The following is a 21,392-nucleotide window of genomic DNA, read 5'->3' on the forward strand; positions in this document are numbered from 1 at the left end:
TTTCGCTAGGGGGCAGGCAAGAATCGAATTCAGCTAAGAGGTTTTCTCATGTCGACAGTTCTGGTCATCGGCGCAGGCGGCGTCAGCAGCGTGTGCGTCCACAAGATGGCGATGAACAAGGATATCTTCACCGATATCCATCTCGCCAGCCGCACCAAGAGCAAGTGCGACACCATCGCCGCCAGTGTGAAAGAGCGCACCGGCGTCGACATCAGCACTTACGAAATCGACGCGGAAGAAGTCCCGGCGATGGTCCGCCTGATCAAGCAGGTGCAGCCGAGCCTGGTCGTAAATCTCGCGCTTCCGTACCAGGATCTGCCGATCATGGACGCCTGCCTCGAAGCTGGCGTCGATTACCTCGACACCGCCAATTACGAGCCCAAGGACGAGGCAAAGTTCGAATACCACTGGCAGTGGGCCTATCACGACCGCTTTAAAGATGCGGGGATCATGGCGCTGCTGGGATCGGGCTTCGATCCGGGCGTGACCAGCGTCTTCACCATGTGGCTCAAGAAGCACAAGCTGAAGACGATCCGCCAGCTCGACATCCTAGACTGCAACGGCGGTGACCACGGTCAGGCCTTTGCGACCAATTTCAATCCTGAAATCAACATCCGCGAAGTGACTGCGCCTGCGCGCCATTGGGAAAATGGCGAATTCGTCGAGACCCCGGCAATGGGCAAGAAGGTCGAGTTCGACTTCGAGGGCGTAGGCCCGAAAAACATGTACATGATGTACCACGAGGAGCTGGAAAGCCTCGCCAAGTTCAATCCTGAACTTGAGCGTGCGCGCTTCTGGATGACCTTTGGCGATGAGTACATCAAGCATCTCACCGTGCTGCAGAACGTCGGCATGACGCGGATCGATCCAGTCCGTTACCAGGGCAAGGACATCATCCCGCTGCAGTTCCTCGCAGCCGTCCTGCCCAAGCCCGAAACGCTGGGCGAAACGACCAAGGGCAACACCAATATCGGCGTCATCGCGACCGGCGAGGCGCTCGACGGTTCGGGCGAAAAGACGTTCTACATCAACAACATATGCAGCCACGAAGCGGCTTACGAGGAAACCGGCAACCAGGCAGTCTCTTATACCACCGGCGTACCCGCGATGATCGGGTCGGCCATGATGGTCACCGGCAAGTGGGAAGGCGACGGCGTCTTCAACATGGAAGAGATGGACCCCGATCCGTTCATGGAAATGCTCAATGAACATGGCCTGCCCTGGCAGGTGAAGGAACTGGACGGCCCGGTCGAATTCTGATGCGCGTGCAAGCCGCGCTTGGCGCTATCGCACTTGTCGGCGCAGCGTCCGGCGCGGCTGTTCAGGCACAACAATCCGGGCAGCCGGTGGCGCAAGCGGCGTTCGACGCTGCTGCGGCCTGGGGGGAGTTCGAAACCCTCCTGCGCGGCAAGTACGCGTATATTGAGCGCGACGATATCGACGTCGATGCGCAGCTGGCGCGGTCCAAAGAAGTCGCCCTCAAGTCCGAAAACCCGGCCCAGTTTCGCAAGGTAATCCACCAGACTGCGCTGACATTCATGGACCCGCATCTCATTGTCGGTCCGTTCACGGATGATGATTATGCCATCGTGATGACCGCAGCGGATCTCGATCTCGCCTTCATCGACGGAGAGGCGAGGATCGTCGATGTGCGGCGGAATTCTCCCGCTTTCGAGGCAGGGCTGAGGCCAGGCGATACCATTGCCTTGATCGACGGAAGCCCCGCTTCCAATGCCGCGCTCTTGCCCTTCGGCGATGTCTTGCCCGAACCGACGGATGCACAGCTCGACTACGGCCTTACGCTAGCTGGCAACGGAAAGCGTGCCGGTCTGCGCAAGCTCGTCGTCAGAAAGGCGGACGCCAGTGTCCATGCGATCGAACTGGCCTCGACGCGGGACTGGGCAAACAGCCTGCGTGATCGACCGACCGTGGACCTGCGCTTCATCGGCCAGGACGACAGCGTTGCCGTCATCACTCCGCTGAATTCGCTCGGCAAAAACGAGACCATCGCAGCTTTCGATGCGGCAATGGAGGAGGCCACGGGAGCGAGCGCCGTGGTACTCGACATGCGCGAAACGCCGAGCGGGGGGAATACCGAGGTTGCGCGCTCGATCATCGGGCACTTTGTCAGTGAGGCGCAGCCTTACCAGATGCATCGCGTCCCTGTTTACGAACGCGAATTCACGGTCCCGCGCCAGTTCGTGGAATACGTTATGCCGCGCGAGCCATATTACGGAGGCCCCGTTTTCGTCCTGCATGGACGCTGGACCGGGAGCATGGGAGAAGGGATCGTAATCGGCATGGACGCCGCAAGTGATGCCGTGACGATCGGCTCGGACATGGGAGACTTGCTCGGCGGGCTGTGGAATTACGACCTCGAGCACAGCGACGCCAGGGTAGACCTTGGCGGCGAGGCCTTGTTTCACGTCGACGGAACGCCGCGCGAAGACTACATTGCGCAAGTAGAGATCATGCCTGCCAGTACGGCACGCGACGGAAGCGATCCGGCCATCGCGCGGGTGCTTGAACACCTCAAGAAAACCGATTGAGAGTTCTCTGCCTTAACATAGGTGATTTCTGGCGTGGCAGCGCCGCCACAGCGTGAAGACTGTGTAGAGATCATCACCAAGCAGGATTGACCGTCAATCCGTCGTATATATACCTCATGTCGTCTTTACAGGGACGCACCGGGACGGAATCATCCGCCCGGCTGATTGAGGGGTACGTAACCAATGAAAAAATCGATTGCAGCCCTCGGGCTGCTGAGCCTTGCCGCATGCGCAAATCCGTATGTGGGCACGCCCTACACTGCGCCTGCCGTACCAGTGACATCCGTCGCCATCGTCGATGACACGCTCGGCGACGATGCGGTCGCATATGAGGCGGCCTCGACCATGGGCAACTTCGGCCTGCTCGGCGCACTTATCGACGCTGGCGTTCAGGGCTCGCGCAAGAGCCGCGTCAACGAGGCGCTGGAAAGCGTGAACCACACGCCCGAAGCAAACTTCGAAAGCTATCTCATCGCTGCATTGGCAGAAGCCGACATCGAAGCTGCGATGCTCGACGGTCCTGACCGCGACAAGCGCGAGTTTCTGGAAGACTATCCGACTGCACCCGAAGGTGTTCAGGCGCTGATCGACTTCAATGTCACCGCCTACGGATACGTCAATTCGGGCAATCAGCTTTGGCGTCCGACCGTGGCGGCCGACGTCAGGATGATCGATGCCGGTACCGGAGCGACGCTGATGGAAAACCGCATCATCTACAATCCGGTCGATGCACAGGCTGGCATTGTCACTATCGCGCCGAGCCCCGATTATGCGTTTCAGAACCGTGAAGACATGATCTCCCAGCCCGAACGCCTGGCTGAGGGCATCGATGTCGCGCTCAAGGAAGTGGCGGAAACTGCCGTCCGCCTGATGCGGTGACGGGGTTCGCGATGAAGAAAGCGACGCTTCTTCTCGCGGCGGCTTCGGCGGCTCTGGCCGGGTGTGCGACAACCACGCCCAGCTATCCCGCCACGCTGTCGTTCGATCGTACGGACTGCGCCGATGCACCGGAAACGGTCACGGCAGTCAGCTTGACGCCGGATAAGGACAAGAAGATCTGGGTGCTCGACAACGAGCTTTCGGCCAGCGGCCCGTGCCTCGTGCGCAATGGGTCGTCGGGCCCCTACATGGTCTTTGCCCTGCCGGATCCGAGCCGTGCCAAGATGGTAGAGTTGGGCGCCGCGCTCGATTTTGCTCGGGTAGTGTCGCCGCAAGTGGTGCTGCTGGATGCCGATGGCGTGGAAACGCGCGCGTTTACGCGTGACCAGTACATGTTCCGTCCCGGTCTTCTGTCGGTACAGTTCGTGCCGCAAGAAAACGAACGGTACGCGCTGGTGACTGTCGATCCGGAGCCGATCGGGGAGAGCCATGACACGATCGTCGCCGGTACTGCGACGACGACCATCTATACCGGCTTCGGTGCGTCCAACTGGCGCAGCGGGCACGAAGCGATGATGTCGCGCGGGTTTTCCTACGAAGGACCGATCCGTGCGCTGGTCTACCGTCCTGACAAGGAAAAGTAGATCCAGTCGTGATTGAAACGGGGGCGGGGAGGCGAAGTCTTCCTGCCCCCTTTCACGTTTGCCTTTGACGCGGACGGCTCGCGGCATAGTATCGCGGCCATGAGCAAGCAGATCGCCCTGGTCACATTACTCGCAGCGGGCGCGCTTGCGTCCTGCAACGCCCAGCCGCGCGAGCAGGCGTCTCGCATCGCTATCGACAGCGAATGGCCGGAGTTGCCGGAAGACGCAGTTTTCGGGCAGCCGAGCGCGGTCGATGTCGATAGTCATGGCCATGTCTTCGTCCTTCACCGCGCAGGCCGCGAGTGGGTAGAGCCGTTCACCATGCAGACTATCGCGCAGCCGACAGTGTTCATGTTTTCACCCGAAGGCGCGCTTCTTGCCCGCTGGGCTGCCGACGAACTCGTCATGCCGCACGGTCTCTCCATCGACGATGAGGACGATATCTGGATCACCGATGTCGCGCGCGAACAGGTCCTGCGGTTTTCGCACGATGGCATCCTGCGCTCCGAATGGGGCGTTCGCGGTGAAGCGGGGCAGGACGGTGAGCATTTCGGCCGTCCTGCGGACATCGCCTTTCTCGGCGACACGGTGCTTATCGCCGATGGCTACACGAACAACCGGATCGCGCGTTTCGACCGCGAAGGCAACTTCCTCGGCCAGTGGGGAGAAGCGGGACAGGACGCCGGCGAATTCGACCTGCCCCACGGCATTTCCACCGATGGCGAGCGGATATTCGTGGCCGATCGGGAAAACGCGCGTATTGCCGTCTTCACCACAGATGGCGAACCGGCAGGAGAGTGGCGCGGCCTCGAACGCGGGCACACCTACAGCGTAAAACCGCTCGGCGGCGGCTGGACCTTGGCGGTCGAGGGGCGGGATATGCTCGATCGCAATGGAGCTATCGTGCGCGTCTATCGTCCGGACGGGACGGTCGAAAGATCGTTCGATCTCGGCCTCGAAGGCGACAATGCCAGCCTCGGGCACGACATCGCGATCGATCGCGCGGGCCGGGCCTACATGATCGACGTCTACGGCAACCGGGTCATCCGCTTCGATCTGACCGGAGTCGAAACCGACCGGGACGATTAGGCCTCTTCCCTCCGGGCGCGCTGCACCCTAAGTCGCGGCGCATGGAAACAAAAGCCGGCGACCCCGGGGCATTTGCCCATTTCGACCTCAACCGCGTCAGCAGTCCCGCGTTCGTCGTGGACGCTGCCAAGCTGCGCGCAAACTGCCAGATCCTGGCGGAAATCCGCGACGAGGCCGATATCAAGGTGCTTTCTGCACTCAAGGCGTTCTCGATGTGGGCGACCGCGCCGATCATCGGCGAATATCTCGACGGCGTGTGCACCTCGGGCCTGTGGGAAGCGCGGCTGGCGAGCGAGTTCTACGACGGCGAGATCGCGACCTATTCGGCGGCCTATAAACCGGAAGAGCTGGAAGAGGTCTGCCGCCTTTCGGACCACGTAATTTTCAATTCCCCCGGCCAGATGGAGCGCGCCACCCTCATCCTCGACGCCGCGCGCGCGGCTGGACAGGATTTCGACGTCGGCTTGCGCATCAACCCGATGCACCCGACCGGCGAGGTTCCCCGCTACGACCCGTCCAGCCCCGGAAGCCGCCTCGGCTTTCCCATCGATCAGCTGACGCCGGAAATCATGGAAGGCGTCGACGGGATCCACTTCCACAATCTGTGCGAGCAGGATTTCGAACCGCTCCATGCCACATGGGACAAAGTCTTCGACGCGATCGAGCCTTGGTTCGGCCAGCTCAAATGGATCAACATGGGCGGCGGTCACCACATCACCCGCGCCGATTACCAGCGCGAGGAGCTGATTGAATTCCTGCGCGACGCGAAGGAAGACACAGGCGCGGAAATCTATCTGGAACCGGGCGAGGCCGTGGCGCTCGATGCAGGCATCCTCGTCGGCACGATCCTCGACACCGGCCATAACGAACTGCCGGTCGCAGTCGCCGATATCTCAGCGACCTGCCATATGCCCGACGTGATTGAAGCCCCCTATCGGCCCGCCATGCTGGGCGAGGCAACGGACCACGAGACGCCTGAGGTCCGCATCGGCGGTCCCTCCTGTCTCGCAGGCGACGTGATCGGCGACTATCGCATTCCCGGGGGCGCGCAGGTCGGCAAGCGCTTCGCCTTTCTCGACCAGGCACATTATTCGATGGTGAAGACCAATACATTCAACGGCGTCCAGCTACCCAGCATCTACCTCTGGGATAGCGAAATCGACCAGCTCGAGCTGGTGAAGGAGTTCGGCTACGATACGTTCAGGGACCGGTTGAGCTGAACGAGGGGGTCAGCACTTCGTCGACCGCAGAAAGTAGATACCGCGATTGCCTTTGCTGGCTATAAGTTCCCGCTCACCATTCGCGGTCGCTTCGATCCACACCGGATCGCGTCCGGCGAGACTCTGATAGATATAGCCAGCGGCAACCGTCTGATTGTCGATCACCTCGCATAAATAGCTTCCGCCCCGGGCGTCGCTGGCGATGATCGAACCGGGATCGAAAACATCAGTCCCCGGTTGCCATTCGCTCACGTAGTCCATGGTTGTCGCTCCACCTCGGTCGCGCCAACTGACCAGATAGCTTTGACCGTCTGGTGCGACATCGATGCTCTCGAGCTCCAGCGTATCGGAAAGAGTCGTGAACAGGATTTGAGGCTGCCCCGAGGGAAGGTCGATGCGCAGGATGTTGAAACCGCTACCGGGCAGGTTTTCGATCGCCGCTATGAACGATCCATCGACGGAGAAATCGCACGACTGAATACGCCCGCTGAAGAAATGCTCGACGAGGGCCGGATTGAAAATGCGTATCTTGTCGCTGGTGGTCGACGTCAGGGAATAGGCTGTCCTGCCGCCTTTGGCTGTCGCAATGCACTGAACCTTGTTCGCGCTGACCTCGCCATCATGGAGAACTTCCCGGCCAATGACCGAAATGGAGCCGTCCGCATTCTGCTCGTAGCGGGTTTGGTAGAGAGTGCGGTGCTCTTCGGTGAGTACTCTACCTTCATCGGGGGCGTGGTCCATTCCGCGCGTCCGCCCGTCGCCCATAACAAAGGCGGTCCTGCCATTCGCGAAGTCCTTATCGAGAATTTCGATGGTAGGCTGTTTGCCTGACAGCGAGTGGACATAGGCCGGAACGATGGGGGCGCTCGACTCGTCATCCTTGCCGCCTCCGCCTTTGCCCTTGCCGTCGGGCGGACCGGCTTGGGCAGCAACTGAGAAAATCAGTGCGAGAGATAGGGCGATAGTGGCTTTGCCAAGCATGGTCGATCCTCCACAGACATGGGTGGTTCGCGACCTTACGGGCAGATATTCTCCATGAATCGGGTGTGTCGTAATTGCACGATTGCGACATTGGCAGTTCCTCGAACCACCAGGCCCCTCCGAGAGAGACTATCCCCCGGGGCCTTTTTCACTCGGTTTCAACCGGTTCAGAGCCAGAGCTAGATCCGCCAGCCGGGCAAACTGCCCGATTGTCTCGCGCACGAGAAAGGCGTCTTCGTTGTGATCGAGCGATCCGCTTTCGAACATATTGCTGCTCTTGATCGCCATCACCATGCTGCCGCCGGTGAACAGGACCGCGCTGTGCTTGCCGCCCAGCGAATGTTCCAGCGCCAGGACGCGCTCGATATATTCTGGGTGCATCAGCCAGCGCGCTTCGGTCTGGTCGGTGGTGTAGATGTCGAAGCGGTCCTCGAATTCGGGGCTGACCATCTGGGCGCGGTCGAGGACCTGCCCGTCGATCTTGATGGTATCCTTTGCGCCGCCGAAGAACTTGCTGAACGCACCGTCGGGGGCAAGCAAGGTAGTCCCGTGAAACGGCTGGTCGAAGCCGATCGACAGGATCACACCGCGAAACACCGTGACCCAGCGGCGGTTCTTGCCCGATCCCCGGCGTTCTTCGAGATGTGCCTCGTGCAGCAGCAGTGAGTGTCCTGCCGCTTCACCCGCCCACATGTCCTCGAAACTGGCGCGGTCATGCGAGGGGAGCATCGAATAGTCGCGCGCCTTGCCGAATGCCTCGCTGCCCTCGCAATCATGGCGGTAGGCAAGGCCTAGCGCATCGGCGATCGCCTCGTTGATGCCGGTTTTAACCTGCTTCTTTGCCTTGTGCTTCGGCACCTGGCTCCACGCCCAAGCCCCTCCGGCTGCAATGGCGGTGATCCAGAACTTGGGTTCGAGGGGAAGCGGGGCGAGGATGAAGAGGAATGCGGCAAGGGGGAGCAGGACGAGGCCGGATTTGAACAAGCGGTCATGCGACTGCGCGATCGCATCCTGGCGCACCTGGCGTTGGCCCTGCAGCCATTCGCCAAGCTCGCCTGCCATCAGCCGGTCGGCGTCCGGATATTCGATCACGCGTACTTCCCCCCTTAACCCTTGTTCCCTATCATACCCGCAGACATCGAATAGGGGGTTAAGGAATGGAAGTGGTTGCAATCGTCCTGATCGCGCTCGTCGTGCTGCTCGCGCTGGTCGTCATCGGCATCTACAACCGACTGGTCGGGCTGCGCCAATCGGTGAATCAGGGCGTTGCGGACATCGACGCACAGCTGCGTCAGCGCCACGACCTCATCCCGAATCTCGTGGAAACGGTAAAGGGCTATGCCGGACACGAGAAAGAGACGCTCGATGCCGTGATTTCCGCGCGTAACCAGGCGGCTAACGGGCCGATCTCTTCGGGTGACGAGCAGGGTTTGCGCGTCGCGCTTGATCGGCTGCTGGCTCTGGGCGAAGCCTATCCGGACCTCAAGGCCAGCGCGAACTTCCAGGAATTGCAGCGCGAGCTAACCCATGTGGAAGACAAGCTGGCAGCGGCTCGCCGGGCATTGAACGCGGCGGTTTCGCGGTACAATACGGGCCGCGCAAGCTTCCCTGCTGTGCTGTTCGCGGGACCGCTGGGTTTCCAGGAAGCGGACTTCCACCGCCTCGACGACAGCGAGAAGGGCGTGGTCGACGCCGTCCCGAAGGTCGGATTCTGACGGCACGGCCTATCGCAGCTCAGGCCCGCTGCAACCGGCGAAACCTTGCAATCGGGTGCGCAGTTTTCACTTGCAGTTCATGACACACGAAGTATATGCGCGCCTCCTGCTGCCCCAAGGGGACTTCCTAACCGCAAGGCAGCTTGTCGTTTCATGGCTCGCAAGAGCTGTTTAGGGGGTCCCTTGAGTTGCAGCATTTTCCTGACGCCCGGTCCGTAGCTCGCGCCCTCGCGCCGGACGAGCCCGTAATCCTCAATCGCCCGCACGCCGCTGCGCGCGCTGCCCGTTTCTTCGTCGAGAAGTTTCCGGGCAAGTCGCTCTATGCGGTGAAGGCGAATCCCTCGCCCGACCTGTTCCGCATCTTGTGGGACAATGGCATTACGCATTATGACGTCGCCTCCATTGCCGAAGTGCGCCTGACGCGCTCGGTGCTGCCCGATGCGACGCTGTGCTTCATGCACCCGGTCAAATCGCGCGGAGCGATTCGCGAAGCTTACTTCGAGCATGGCGTGAAGACCTTCAGCCTCGATTCGAGTGAAGAGCTCGCCAAGATCGTCGAGGCAACGAGCGATGCCGACGGCAACCCTGCAACCGACCTGCGGCTCTGCGTCCGCCTGCGCGTTTCCAGCGAACACGCGGCGCTTAGCCTTGCATCGAAATTCGGTTGCGATCTGACCGAAGCGCCCGCGCTGTTGCAGGAAACCCGCCAGTATGCCGACTGGCTAGGCGTCTGCTTCCATGTCGGAAGCCAGGCGATGAGCCCCTTCGCCTATGTGCAGGCGCTGGACCGCACGCGCGCCGCGATTGCGGAGGCTTCCGTGGTCATCGACATGATCGATGTGGGAGGGGGCTTCCCCAGTGTCTATCCGGGCATGGAACCGCCGCCGCTGGAAGATTACTTCACCATCATCCACCAGCACTTCTATGCGCTGCCGATCGCCTACAACGCGGAGTTGTGGTGTGAGCCCGGCCGCGCGCTGTGCGCGGAATACTCCAGCCTCGTTGTGAAGGTCGAAAAGCGCCGCGGCGAGGAACTCTACATCAACGACGGCGCCTATGGCGCACTCTTCGATGCCGCGCATGTCGACTGGAAATTTCCGGTCCGCGCGTTGGAAGACGACCTCATCAAGCCGGAAATGGACTTCGCGTTCTATGGTCCGACCTGCGACGATGCCGACTATATGCCGGGACCGTTCAGCCTGCCGGAAGACATCCAGGCTGGCGATTACATCGAGATCGGCATGCTTGGTGCCTACGGCGCGGCGATGAAGACCGATTTCAACGGCTTTGGCTCTGCCGAACGCATCATCGTCGAGGACGAGCCGATGGCGAGCCTTTACGACGGCAGCCGCACGCGTCCCGCCGCCGACAACGTCGTCAGCCTCAGGTAATTCCTCGTCTGCTTACCCGTGCTCGGCGCGATGGCGATCGAGCACGGAAGCGACACGTCCAAGTGCTTCCCCCACGTAATCGGGGAAGCGCTTCTCGCCGAATTCGAAAATCGCATTGTGGGCAGCGGCGATGCGCTGCGCATCGGCCCAGTCGATCCCGAGGTCGATCGCCCACTCGCGGAACTCGTCTGCCGCACCCGCGCGCGGCTCAAGTGCCTTGGCGAGCGTGGGGTGGAAGGACAGGCGCTTGATCATTGGAAGCAGGGACAGCGGGAAGCCCTTGTCCAGATAGACGAAGGTGTCGTCCACGTGAATCGTTCCGCTGGGGCGGTGCAGGGCGAGAACCGATGAAAAGTGCACGCTCTCGTCCTCGCTGACGAGCGGCACGCCGCGTGGGACAGAAAAGGAAAGGTCGGGTCCGAACCTCTCGTTCATCGCATCGTCCTCGCAGCGCAATTCCTGCCAGGGAAGCGCGGGGAATTTGTCGACATGGCGCGCAGTGCCGAACAGTTCTGCTTCGGGATAGGCCTCGTGCATCCATTCGCAATGAATGGTGTGAAACGGATGCAGGTTGAGGATCGCAGCGACCTTGGCATCACCGACAATGCCATCGATCTGGGCGCGGATCCCATCGTCGAGCGTATAGCTGTCGAGGAAGACGAAATTTCCGTCGGGCAGTCTGACAAGCGAGCATTGGGTGCCGATTTCCAGCAGGCCGATCCTGAATTCGCCCCTGACGGTCCAGAAGCCGTCACCCAAATCTACCAGTGTGTCTGCCAAGTCGTCCTCCTGTTCGCCTTCATAACCTGCGAACAGGCGTTTCTTTCCCTCAGTCGAAGCCGACGAACCTGGCCGCCTCGCTAACCTCGCGGCGGGTTATCTTTACCGGATTGGCGGGGAAGTCGGGGTCCGGCCAGCCCATGGCAACCGCTTTCATGATGACCTGATCGTCGGGAATGCTGGCGTGTTCTCGCACCACCGGCGATTGCATGATGCCTTGCGAATTGATCACGCAGCCAAGTCCGCGGCTCCAGGCGGCGTTGACGAGCGCGGTGGTGACGGCGCCGCAATCGAAAGGCGTGTCGTCGCTGCCGGACAATTCCTTGTCGTAGGTAATGATGACACAGACCGGCGCATCGAACTGGCGAAAGCCGCGCAGCACCCAGTCCTGGCGCTTCTCCTTGTCGTCGCGCTCGATACCCATGGCTTCGAACAGCTGTACGGCGCAGCCGATCTGCCGCTCGCGATGGACGCCGGCGAAAGGCTCCCCCCGGCGGAACTCGCGGCTGTCAGGCACGCCTGCGAGGATGTTTTCGGTGTTGCCCTTGCGGATGGCGTCGAGCGGCGCACCGGTGATGACATGGAAATGGTAGGGCTGTGTGTTCATCGAGGAGGGCGAGCGCATGGCCAAGGCCAGCACTTCCTCGATCAACTCCCGCGGCACGGGCTTGTCGAGATAGCCTCGAATGCTGCGCCTTCCGCACACCACTTCTTCGTAGGACTGTTCCCGATTACCGCTCACACGTCTCTCCCGTTTCTTTAGGCGACGCCTTTAGGACAAGAAAGGGGAGCGGCGAAAGGGCTTCGATCACTGCCTGCCCGAAATCGACCCCGCGAAGCTGATTATCGAACCATCTTCAGCTGCACCGAAGTAGGTCATGCCGATGCCGATCTCGAGCCCCTGTGGGCCGAAGAACCAGCCAGTAAACCCGCCGCCGACGCTGTTGTCGGGTTTCCGGTTCAAAGGGGCGGCAAAACTTTGAATCGAGCCGTCGATCCCCGCTTCTCCTCCGAAGGTGCCAAATTGTGTCCGGGTGGCGGAGAGCGAGCCGTCAGACTGGAACTGGCGTCCGACAAGGGTAACGTCGAGATTGATAATGCCGTTGCCCGGATTTGCGGTCAGCGTGACGGTACTCTCAGAGATGCTGTACTGGCTGGGCGCCGCGCCCGGGTTCTCGACGAATACGTTCCCGGTCACGGAAAACTCGGTGTAGGTCACGGTGGACGATGGCCGGTCATCCAGTCTCGTCGGCACGCCAATGATGCAGGACATAGTCATCGTACCCGCGCCCGGCCTCACGAACAAAGCTGTTCCGCGCGAATACTCGGCCAGAGAACTGCCGAGCGTCGGGGTTCCGAAGAAGAACCGGTTGGGGAAATTGACTGCATCGACCACGCGATATGCGGTTGTGTTGGCAATGCTCGTAGTGACGATATCGGCCGGGGTGAAAACGTTGGAAAACGCCACACCATCGGGCGATTGACCGGTAATGGTCCAGGTTTGTGTTTCCGCGACATAGTCTTGTGACAGGGCGGACGGCGGTTCGGGATACCGCGTGAAGCCGCCGGAATCGATCGGATTCTGGACATTGTAAAGTCCGCCGCAGGCGGAACGAAATTGCTGGTCACCGGAAAGGTCCGCGAATTTCGTGTAGCTGGCGGGAGTCGGCGTCGGAGTAGGTGTGGGTGTCGGTGTCGGGGTCGAACCTCCGCCCGAAGTTGGCGATCCGCTATCGCCGCCACCGCAAGATACGAGAAACAAAGCTGCTGCAAGAGCACCTCCGCACCGGTAATTCATGATTTTCGCCCCCAAATAGTCAGCCTTATTAGCTGTACTTGGGATATGAATTACTGCTCATGCGAATTGAGGCAAGCTTCAGGCAGCCCTTTTCAACTCCAAATCCATGCGGTCCCAGATTTCGACCAGAGCAGCGACCAATTCGTCCATCATCGCCTCGCTGTGCGCGGGGCCGGGTGTGAAGCGCAAACGCTCCGTACCGCGCGGGACGGTCGGGAAATTGATCGGCTGCACATAGACGCCGTATTCGGCGAGCAGGATGTCGCTGATCTTCTTGGCGCGTACCGGATCGCCTACCATGAGGGGCACGATATGCGTGGTGCTGTCCATGACCGGCAGGCCCGCCCCCCGCATCTTCGCCTTGAGGCTGGCGGCTGCTCCCTGCTGGGCGTCGCGTTCTTCGCTGGAGCCCTTAAGGTGGCGCACCGCTGCGAGCACACCTGCGACCAGCACCGGGCTGAGCGAGGTGGTGAAGATGAAGCCGGGCGCATAGGAGCGGATGCAGTCGATCACGCGGGTGTCGGCCGCGATGTATCCACCCATGACGCCGAAAGCCTTGCCCAGCGTGCCCTCGATGATGTCGATCCGGTCGGCAGCCTCGTCACGTTCCGTAATTCCGCCGCCGCGCTTGCCATACATGCCGACCGCGTGGACTTCGTCGACATAGGTGAGGGCGTTGTACTTTTCAGCCAGGTCGCAGATCGCATGGACCGGGGCGACATCGCCGTCCATCGAATAGACGCTTTCGAAAGCGATCAGCTTGGGTGTCGCCTCGTCTTCCGCGGCCAGCAATTCTTCGAGATGTTCGAGATCGTTGTGACGGAAAACACGCTTCTCGCAGCCCGAATTGCGAATGCCGGCGATCATGCTGGCATGGTTCAATTCGTCGGAGAAAATCACGCAGCCGGGCAGCAGCTTGGCCAGCGTCGAGAGCGTCGCATCGTTCGAGACATATCCGCTGGTGAATAGCAGCGCGCCATCCTTGCCGTGCAGGTCGGCCAGTTCCTGTTCCAGCTCGACGTGAAGATGCGTGTTACCGCCGATATTGCGCGTGCCGCCCGAGCCTGCGCCAACATCGTGAAGCGCATTTTCCATCGCTTCGATCACCTTGGGATGCTGGCCCATGGCGAGATAGTCGTTGGAGCACCAGACGGTGATCGGCTTCGGGCCGTTGTGGCCGTGGAAGCATCGCGCATTGGGGAACGCGCCCTTGTTGCGCATGATGTCGATGAACACGCGATAGCGGCCTTCCGTGTGGAGGCGGTCGATCGCTTCGTCGAAGATCTGGTCGTAGTTCACCCGGGTTTGCCCGTCAGCGCCGCCCGTCAGCGGCAATTTCTGCGGGGTCACATAGTGTATGAAACACCGTTTCGCCACCGCGATCTTTGCGAACGATTCGCAAGGATCAGAAGTGGATTAGCCTCGAAATACCGTGCCGGGCGAAGGCCGGAGCCAGCCGTTCGAAGTCGTCCATATCGCCGGTAGTCACGGCAATGTCGCCTTCGGAGGCATCGAATTGCTGACCATCGACGAGATAAGCGACACGCCGCGCGATGCCGGCGGCACCGTGAACAAAGGTGACATCCTTGCCGAACGCTTCGCGTAGTTCCGGCTCAAGCAAGGGGAAGTGGGTGCAGGCCAGCACCACCGTATCGAGATTTTCGCCGCCCGCTTGCAGGACGAGACCGGATGCAGCGCGGGTAACGTCCTCCACGCTGACCTCGTCGCCGCGCAGTTTCGCTTCTCCCAAGGCGACGAGATCGTTGGCGCCGTAACGCAGCAGCGTCTTGCCGCTGGCGAACTCCTTTTCCAGATCGTCAACATAGCGCTGGCGGACCGTCGCTTCGGTTCCCAGCAGGCCGATGGTGCCGGTCTTCGTGATGGCGGCAGCGGGCTTGATAGCGGGCACGGTCCCGACGATCGGTGTTTCCAGCACATCGCGGACCATGCCGAGCGCAATCGTGCTGGCGGTGTTGCAGGCAATACATATTAGGCGCGGTTCGTAGCGTTCGGCCATTCGCCCGAGCAGGCCTGCAACCCGCGCTGCGACTTCCGCCTCGCTCTTTGCGCCGTAGGGAAGTCCTGCAATATCGGCGGCATAGATGACCGGCGCCTTGGGCATCAGCTTGCGCAGCTCTGCGAGCACAGTCAGCCCGCCGACGCCAGAATCAAACATCAGGATAGGTTTGGCGGCATCGACCATGGGGACCGCATGGCCGATGCCAATTTGTCAGTCAATCAGGCCTAAGGCCCGGTATTCATTGCATAGGCTTCAAGGCGGCGGGCAGGACCGGCCTTCCGCGCTCCCGGAAGGCGAGGAAAGCGGGTTCAACAAACTCGCTTTCGCTGACGCGACCGTCCTTGTTGGCGTCATTGGCCTCCATGAAGGCCTGCTGCGCCGAGATCCCGGTAAGGATCACTGTGCCCAGCACATCGTCTTGCGAGGCGAAATTCTTTGGCGCTTCACCGACTTCGATAAAGCCGGATTCGTCTGTGTCGGTGGTACGGAATATCCAGCCCAGCCAATCACGCAGTTCCTCGTCCGTGACTTTCTCGTAGGCGAGGTCGCTTCCTTCGAGCACGACTGCCCCGGAGGCCTCCTCGTCCGAAGGGACCATCGTCGGTTTGCCACCTCCTTGCAATACGAGGCCAAGCGCGATCACGGTTGAAACTATCATCAGAAAAACTCCCATTTTTGCGTATCGGAGTTTGCTGTCTGGTCGATCATGCCGGTCTTTGACGAGGTCCGGCGCCTGGGGTCCGGTGTCACCGTACTCTTCGGAAGCCGCAAGCATCTTGGCCGCATCGATGGACGAGGTCACATCCAGCTTGGTCCGCGCCATCTTGAGGCGCTTTTCCACCGCATGATGCGAAATGCCGAGATCGAGTGCGATCTGCTTTGCAGTACGGTGCCCCAGCCAAAGGCGCAGGCACTCCTTCTCCCGTTCGGTCAGTCGTTCTAGCAAGGGATCGCGACTGGGGGAGGGGGGCGTGGAGGGGAGATCAGGTAAGTTCACGTTACGCCATGGATAGCGACCTTGTCGTACAAGCCCAAGTACGGTCGATTGGTACCTGGAGATTGGACCGTATCCGAGGCAATGATCCAAAAAACGTGCTGTCCAAAGCGGCCATGTTGGCTATGCATGGCGAATGACTGGAGACATCACACTGAACGTGCTGTGGGCAGCCTTGCTGGGGTATGGCTTCGGGTCGATCCCGTTCGGCCTGATCCTCGCCAAGCTGGCCGGGAAGGGCGATATTCGCCAGCAGGGTAGCGGAAATATCGGGGCCACCAACGTGCTGCGTACCGGCAGCAAGGGGCTGGCCGCAGCGACGCTGTTGCTCGACCTTGCGAAAGGGTTCGTGCCGGTGTGGCTGGCGGGAATGTGGTTCTGGCAGGACATGGGCTGGGCCGCCCTGTTCGCCGTCATCGGTCATGCGTTTCCCGTGTGGCTCGGGTTCAAGGGCGGCAAGGGTGTGGCCACCAATGCCGGCGTCAGCTTCGCGCTCGCCTGGCCTATCGGCGTCGCTTACGCGATTGTCTGGATCGGCGTCCTTGCGATTTCGCGCATCAGCTCGCTGGCGGGGATGAGTGCGGTTGTGGCTGCTGCGGTGATGGCCTTCGTCCTCGGCATTCCGACATTTGCCAAGGTGCTGACGCTGATCGCCGTGCTGGTGATCTGGCTCCACCGCGAAAACATCAAGCGGCTGGTAGCGGGCACCGAACCCAAGGTCGGCTCTTCCAAGTGAACGAGGCAGTCCGGCCGCAGGCTGCGGCGCTGTCGCAGCAGGAGGCGTTCGCGCGCATTCGATTGCTGCGCTCTCCCAATATCGGACCGGTCAGCTACGCCATGCTTCTGGCGCGATATGGCAATGCGGTTGCGGCGCTGGAGGCTTTGCCCGACTTCGGAAAGAAAGGCGGCCGGCAATATCGCGCCGCACCTCAGGATCGCATCGAACGTGAGGTGGAGGGCGTGCGCGCTGCGGGCGCGAAGTACCTCTTTCACGACCAGCCCGATTATCCCGCGCTGCTTGCCGAAATCGACGGCGCGCCGCCGATTATCACCTATCGTGGCGACCTCTCGCTGGCGGCGAAGCCCTGCGTCGCCATGGTCGGCGCGCGCAACGCCAGCGCCGCTGCGGTCAAGCTGGCGCGCGAGTTCGGGCAGGGGCTGGCAGAGGCGGGCTTTACGGTGGTGTCGGGCCTTGCACGCGGCATCGACGGCGCGGCGCACGAGGGCTCGTTTCCAAGCACCATCGGCGTCATCGCAAGCGGGATCGACATCGCCTACCCGCCGCAGCACACCGACCTGCAGGAGCGTATCGCCTCCGAGGGCTTGCTGATCGCAGAGCAGCCGCCCGGCACCGAACCTCGCGGCAGCCACTTTCCGAGCCGCAATCGCATCATCGCAGGGCTGGCGAGCGGGACGCTGGTCGTGGAGGCAGCGGTCAAGTCGGGCAGTCTCATCACCGCGCGGCTGGCAGGCGAGGCGGGGCGCGAGGTCATGGCGATCCCGGGCAGCCCGCTCGAAGCGCGCAGCCACGGCTGCAACCATCTCATTCGCGAAGGCGCTGTGCTGGTGCAGGCGCCAGTAGATGTGGTGGAATTGCTCACCGGCTTCGACGGCAGCCCCCGCTCGACCTTCCGCGAGCCGGTATCGCCCTTCGATTTCGAACCGGCCGAGATGGCTGGGGCCGAACCCGCCGACATCGCCTCGCTCCTGACAACCGCGCCGGTCGCTATCGACGAACTTATTCGTCAGTCAGGCGAAAGCGCTGCGGCAGTGCAGCTGGCGTTGCTGGAGCTGGAGATCGCTGGGCGGCTGGAACGACATGCGGCGGGACGGGTGAGTTTGAAATGACTTCGGAAAATTTCAAATTGATAAGCGGCACTAATGTGCGGCTCTTGCGGTCCGCGCCGAACATCGTTCTGGGTTATTTGGTTTTCCTGACTGTGCCGTACGTCTATTTGGACGTTTATGCCTACGATAACGATGCGGCGTATTGGTTATTGGGATTAATCACCTGGGGCGCCACCTACATTCTTTTCCTCAAACTGATGAAGGTTGGAGGTTACCTCGAAAATGGACAAGGTGGAGGGCTCGGCACCTACTTCGTCCTCGGACTCGGCATAGGGATTTTGGTGGTCTTGGGATTAATCGGGTTTGCTTTCCCTGGCCTTTATCTTCTTATGCGTTGGTTGCCCGCATACTCGAGGGCGATTGCGACGAACGACGGTGTGAACTCGTCCATGTGGTGGAGCTGGCGCCAGACCGAAAAGTTCCAATGGGTTCTGGGCCGCGCGATGATTGGGCCCCTGTTTTGCTACGCTGCAGCGATCGCAGTAATTATTCACTATCAGTTCGTCTATTACCCCGAAGGCGAAAGATCGATACCATACGAACTTTTCTCCAGCGTTTTTACGAACTTCTTGATCAATCTAGCGACAGTCTGGCTGACCATCCTTGGTATCTCGGCCTACGACCTTGTCAGCGACGAGCAGTCAGCTGGATTGCAAAGTTGAAAAAGGTCGCTTGACGACCCGCGAACCGAACTGAAAATCGCGCGTACATACACGTACACACGTAAGGGACCGTTTTTACCCCCATGCAACTGGTTATTGTTGAGTCGCCCGCAAAGGCGAAAACCATCGAGAAATACCTTGGCAAGGACTTCAAGGTCCTCGCTTCATACGGCCATGTCCGCGACCTGCCGCCCAAGGATGGCAGCGTTCGTCCGGACGAGGATTTTGCGATGGACTGGGAGCTCTATCGCGACAAGCAGAAGCGCTTCAAGGAAATCAGCGATGCTGCCAAGCAGGCCGACCGCCTAGTCCTCGCGACCGACCCTGATCGCGAAGGGGAAGCCATCAGCTGGCACGTCCGCGAATTGCTGGCCAAGCGAAAGGCGCTGCCGGAGAAGGTCGACCGCGTTACCTTCAACGCCATCACCAAACAGGCCGTCACCGATGCGATGAAGGCCCCGCGAGAGCTCGACCAGCCGTTGATCGACGCATATCTTGCGCGCCGCGCGCTCGACTATCTCTACGGCTTCACGCTCAGCCCGGTACTGTGGCGCCGCCTTCCCGGTGCAAAGAGCGCCGGTCGTGTCCAGTCGGTCGCGCTGCGCATCATCGTCGATCGCGAGATCGAGATCGAGCATTTCAAGGCCGACGAATACTGGTCGATCATCGCCAAGCTGGAACAGGACGGGACGGAATTCGACGCGCGCCTGGTCAAGTTCGACGGCAAGAAGCTCGACAAGCTGACGCTCGGCGATGAAGGCAGCGCCAAGGCCGCGCAAAAGGCGGTCGAGGATGCGCGCTTCACCATCGAAGACATCGAAACCAAGCCGCTCAAGCGCAATCCGGCCCCGCCTTTTACCACCTCGACCCTGCAACAGGAAGCTGCGCGCAAGCTGGGCTTTTCGGCCAGCCACACCATGCGGCTTGCCCAGTCGCTCTACGAGGCGGGTGCGATCACCTACATGCGTACCGACGGCGTGCAGATGGACGGCAGCGCGATCGACGCCTGCCGCAAGGCCATCGCCGATCGCTACGATGCTTATTACATCCCCGACAAGCCGCGGTTCTATTCAAGCAAGGCCAAGAATGCGCAGGAAGCCCACGAGGCTATCCGCCCGACCGACTTTAAGCGTGACCGGGCAGGCTCCGGCGACGAGGGCAAGCTTTACGACCTGATTTTCAAGCGCGCGATGGCCAGTCAGATGGCCGCCGCCCAGCTCGAACGGACGACCGTGACGCTGCGTGACGGGACCGGCCAGCACGAGTTGCGCGCGACCGGCCAGGTCGTGAAATTCCCCGGCTTCTTCGCCGTCTATCAGGAAGGTCGCGACGACAGTGGGGACGATGACGAGGACGGCCTGCTGCCGAACATGAGCAAGGGCGATGCCCCTGCGAAGAAGGCAGTCGAAGCGAACCAGCACTTCACCCAGCCGCCGCCGCGCTATTCGGAAGCGAGCCTGGTCAAGAAGCTGGAAGAGCTCGGCATCGGCCGCCCATCGACCTATGCCAGCACGATCCAGACGCTGCGCGACCGCAACTATGTCCGCATGGAGAAAAACCGTTTCTTTGCAGAGGAATCGGGCCGCCTCCTGACAGCATTTCTCGAACGGTTTTTTGAACGCTACGTGGCCTTCGAATTCACCGCCGGCATGGAAGACGAGCTGGACGAAGTTTCGGCTGGTGAAGAGGAATGGAAGGCCTTGCTGGCCGAGTTCTGGAAGGACTTCAAACCCAAGACCGAAGAGATCATGGAGAAGAAGCCTTCGGAAGTGACCGAGGTGCTCGACGATTTCCTGTCCGACTATCTTTTCCCCGAGCGCGCCGACGGCAAGGACCCGCGCCATTGCCCGCTATGCGAGACGGAAGGCCGCGAAGGCGGTCGCCTGGCGCTGCGCGGTGGTCGCTTCGGTGCTTTCGTTGCCTGCGCCAATTACCCCGAGTGCAAGTTCACCCGCCAGTTCGCCAAGCCCGGCAGCGAGGGTGACGACGGGGCCAATGACGGAGTCATGGGCGAAGACCCGGAAACGGGCCTTCCGGTAGAGCGCAAGACCGGCCGCTTCGGCCCCTACGTCCAGCTGGGCGAGGGCAAGGACGCGAAACGCGCGAGCATTCCCAAGGATCTCGACGATTTCGATCTGGAATGGGCACTCAAGCTTCTGAGCCTTCCGCGCATTGTCGGTGCGCATCCGGAAACCGGCAAGGAAATCGAGGCTGCGATAGGGCGCTACGGCCCGTACCTGCGGCATGACGGCAAGTACGGAAAGCTGCAGAACACGCGCGAAGTGTTCGAAGTCGGCATGAACCGCGCCGTCGACATCCTTGCCCAGGCCGCCAACCGCAAGGGCGGCGGACGCGGCAAGGCCGAACCGATCAAGACGCTGGGCGAACATCCCACCAGCGGCGGCGAGTTGAAGGTCATGCCGGGCCGCTATGGGCCCTATGTCACCGACGGCACGACCAACGCCACGATCCCCAAGGACATGAAGCCCGAAGATGTGACCGAAGCGCAGGCCATCGAACTGATCGACGCACGCGCCGCCAAGGGTCCGGCCAAGAAAAAACGCAAGGCCCCGGCCAAGAAAAAGGCGGCGCCGAAGAAGAAGGCAGCGGCGAAGAAGAAGGCCGACTGATGGGCAAGGAACGCTTCGAGCGTCACAAGCAACCTTGGACTGGCGAGGAGGCGGGTCAACTCCGCACCCTCGCTGCCAAGGGGCAGGGGCTGAAGCAGATCGCAAAGGCTCTGGGACGCAGCGAGGAATCCACCAAGGACTTTGCGAAGAAGAACAAGATCAAGGTCGCGAAAAAGCGCTGACGGCCCTCGA

Annotated in this window: 21 protein-coding genes; 13 read left to right on the forward strand and 8 right to left on the reverse strand. The window is 61.1% G+C overall.

Going from position 1 to position 21,392, the window contains the following annotated elements; all coding sequences use genetic code 11:
* The first annotated feature begins 48 nt into the window (after positions 1-48).
* The 6 genes from GRI34_RS02490 (at position 49) to GRI34_RS02515 (ending at position 6,381) form a co-directional block, all read left to right on the forward strand.
* Positions 49-1,260: a saccharopine dehydrogenase family protein gene (locus GRI34_RS02490; RefSeq protein WP_160594593.1), complete on the forward strand. Its 1,212-nt coding sequence runs from the start codon at positions 49-51 to the stop codon at positions 1,258-1,260.
* Positions 1,260-2,549 carry a S41 family peptidase gene (locus GRI34_RS02495; RefSeq protein WP_160594594.1) on the forward strand — a complete coding sequence of 430 codons (1,290 nt, stop codon included), beginning with the start codon at positions 1,260-1,262 and terminating at the stop codon, positions 2,547-2,549. Before GRI34_RS02490 ends, GRI34_RS02495 begins: the two co-directional genes overlap by 1 nt.
* A gap of 183 nt (positions 2,550-2,732) precedes the next feature.
* A complete protein-coding gene (locus GRI34_RS02500) occupies positions 2,733-3,428 on the forward strand; it encodes a hypothetical protein (protein ID WP_160594595.1) in 696 nt (231 codons plus the stop codon).
* 11 nt (positions 3,429-3,439) lie between these two features.
* Positions 3,440-4,072, forward strand: coding sequence for a hypothetical protein (locus GRI34_RS02505; RefSeq protein ID WP_090482613.1), 633 nt, complete (start codon positions 3,440-3,442; stop codon positions 4,070-4,072).
* Between the two features lie 99 nt (positions 4,073-4,171).
* Positions 4,172-5,161, forward strand: coding sequence for a peptidyl-alpha-hydroxyglycine alpha-amidating lyase family protein (locus GRI34_RS02510; protein ID WP_160594596.1), 990 nt, complete (start codon positions 4,172-4,174; stop codon positions 5,159-5,161).
* Positions 5,162-5,202: 41 nt separating this feature from the next.
* A complete protein-coding gene (locus GRI34_RS02515) occupies positions 5,203-6,381 on the forward strand; it encodes a carboxynorspermidine decarboxylase (protein ID WP_160594597.1) in 1,179 nt (392 codons plus the stop codon).
* 9 nt (positions 6,382-6,390) lie between these two features.
* On the opposite strand, the gene GRI34_RS02520 is transcribed toward GRI34_RS02515, so the two are convergent.
* Positions 6,391-7,362, reverse strand: coding sequence for a hypothetical protein (locus tag GRI34_RS02520; protein ID WP_160594598.1), 972 nt, complete (start codon positions 7,360-7,362; stop codon positions 6,391-6,393).
* Between the two features lie 129 nt (positions 7,363-7,491).
* Positions 7,492-8,454, reverse strand: a complete 963-nt coding sequence (locus GRI34_RS13410; protein ID WP_160594599.1) for a DUF3137 domain-containing protein — start codon at positions 8,452-8,454, stop codon at positions 7,492-7,494.
* 65 nt (positions 8,455-8,519) lie between these two features.
* Here GRI34_RS13410 and GRI34_RS02530 point away from each other — a divergent pair, with 65 nt between their 5' ends.
* Both GRI34_RS02530 and GRI34_RS02535 read left to right on the forward strand, forming a co-directional pair.
* Positions 8,520-9,077 carry a LemA family protein gene (locus GRI34_RS02530; protein ID WP_160594600.1) on the forward strand — a complete coding sequence of 186 codons (558 nt, stop codon included), beginning with the start codon at positions 8,520-8,522 and terminating at the stop codon, positions 9,075-9,077.
* Between the two features lie 188 nt (positions 9,078-9,265).
* Positions 9,266-10,468: a type III PLP-dependent enzyme gene (locus GRI34_RS02535; RefSeq protein ID WP_160594601.1), complete on the forward strand. Its 1,203-nt coding sequence runs from the start codon at positions 9,266-9,268 to the stop codon at positions 10,466-10,468.
* A gap of 12 nt (positions 10,469-10,480) precedes the next feature.
* Here the strand turns inward: GRI34_RS02535 and GRI34_RS02540 are convergent, their stop codons facing one another.
* The 6 genes from GRI34_RS02540 to GRI34_RS02565 all read right to left on the reverse strand — a co-directional run bounded on the left by GRI34_RS02540 (position 10,481) and on the right by GRI34_RS02565 (position 16,012).
* Positions 10,481-11,248: a hypothetical protein gene (locus GRI34_RS02540; protein ID WP_160594602.1), complete on the reverse strand. Its 768-nt coding sequence runs from the start codon at positions 11,246-11,248 to the stop codon at positions 10,481-10,483.
* Between the two features lie 49 nt (positions 11,249-11,297).
* Positions 11,298-11,990 carry a nitroreductase gene (locus GRI34_RS02545; RefSeq protein ID WP_160594603.1) on the reverse strand — a complete coding sequence of 231 codons (693 nt, stop codon included), beginning with the start codon at positions 11,988-11,990 and terminating at the stop codon, positions 11,298-11,300.
* A gap of 66 nt (positions 11,991-12,056) precedes the next feature.
* Complete coding sequence (locus GRI34_RS02550) at positions 12,057-13,046, reverse strand: hypothetical protein (protein ID WP_160594604.1); 990 nt, start codon at positions 13,044-13,046, stop codon at positions 12,057-12,059.
* Positions 13,047-13,124: 78 nt separating this feature from the next.
* Positions 13,125-14,345: a 5-aminolevulinate synthase gene (hemA, locus tag GRI34_RS02555; RefSeq protein ID WP_160596360.1), complete on the reverse strand. Its 1,221-nt coding sequence runs from the start codon at positions 14,343-14,345 to the stop codon at positions 13,125-13,127.
* A 106-nt stretch (positions 14,346-14,451) separates the two neighbouring features.
* Positions 14,452-15,249: a glutamate racemase gene (gene murI / locus GRI34_RS02560; RefSeq protein WP_160594605.1), complete on the reverse strand. Its 798-nt coding sequence runs from the start codon at positions 15,247-15,249 to the stop codon at positions 14,452-14,454.
* Between the two features lie 55 nt (positions 15,250-15,304).
* Entirely contained in the window at positions 15,305-16,012 is a 708-nt protein-coding gene (locus GRI34_RS02565; protein ID WP_160594606.1) for a LuxR C-terminal-related transcriptional regulator, read from the reverse strand.
* 184 nt (positions 16,013-16,196) lie between these two features.
* Here GRI34_RS02565 and plsY point away from each other — a divergent pair, with 184 nt between their 5' ends.
* From plsY to GRI34_RS02590, 5 genes are all read left to right on the forward strand, one after another.
* The gene (plsY, locus tag GRI34_RS02570; RefSeq protein ID WP_160594607.1) at positions 16,197-16,796 is read left to right on the forward strand and encodes a glycerol-3-phosphate 1-O-acyltransferase PlsY; all 600 of its coding nucleotides are present in this window, start codon (positions 16,197-16,199) and stop codon (positions 16,794-16,796) included.
* Entirely contained in the window at positions 16,793-17,908 is a 1,116-nt protein-coding gene (dprA, locus tag GRI34_RS02575) for a DNA-processing protein DprA (protein ID WP_160594608.1), read from the forward strand. The genes plsY and dprA overlap by 4 nt, the downstream gene beginning before the upstream one ends.
* Positions 17,905-18,570 (forward strand): hypothetical protein, encoded by a 666-nt coding sequence (locus GRI34_RS02580; RefSeq protein WP_160594609.1) that lies wholly within the window; start codon positions 17,905-17,907, stop codon positions 18,568-18,570. Before dprA ends, GRI34_RS02580 begins: the two co-directional genes overlap by 4 nt.
* Before the next feature lie 83 nt (positions 18,571-18,653).
* Complete coding sequence (gene topA / locus GRI34_RS02585) at positions 18,654-21,200, forward strand: type I DNA topoisomerase (protein ID WP_160594610.1); 2,547 nt, start codon at positions 18,654-18,656, stop codon at positions 21,198-21,200.
* On the forward strand, positions 21,200-21,382 hold the full coding sequence (locus tag GRI34_RS02590; RefSeq protein ID WP_160594611.1) for a hypothetical protein: 183 nt from the start codon (positions 21,200-21,202) through the stop codon (positions 21,380-21,382). Before topA ends, GRI34_RS02590 begins: the two co-directional genes overlap by 1 nt.
* Positions 21,383-21,392: the final 10 nt, after the last annotated feature.

The organism is Qipengyuania aquimaris (assembly GCF_009827445.1).
GTDB classification, from domain to species: domain Bacteria; phylum Pseudomonadota; class Alphaproteobacteria; order Sphingomonadales; family Sphingomonadaceae; genus Qipengyuania; species Qipengyuania aquimaris.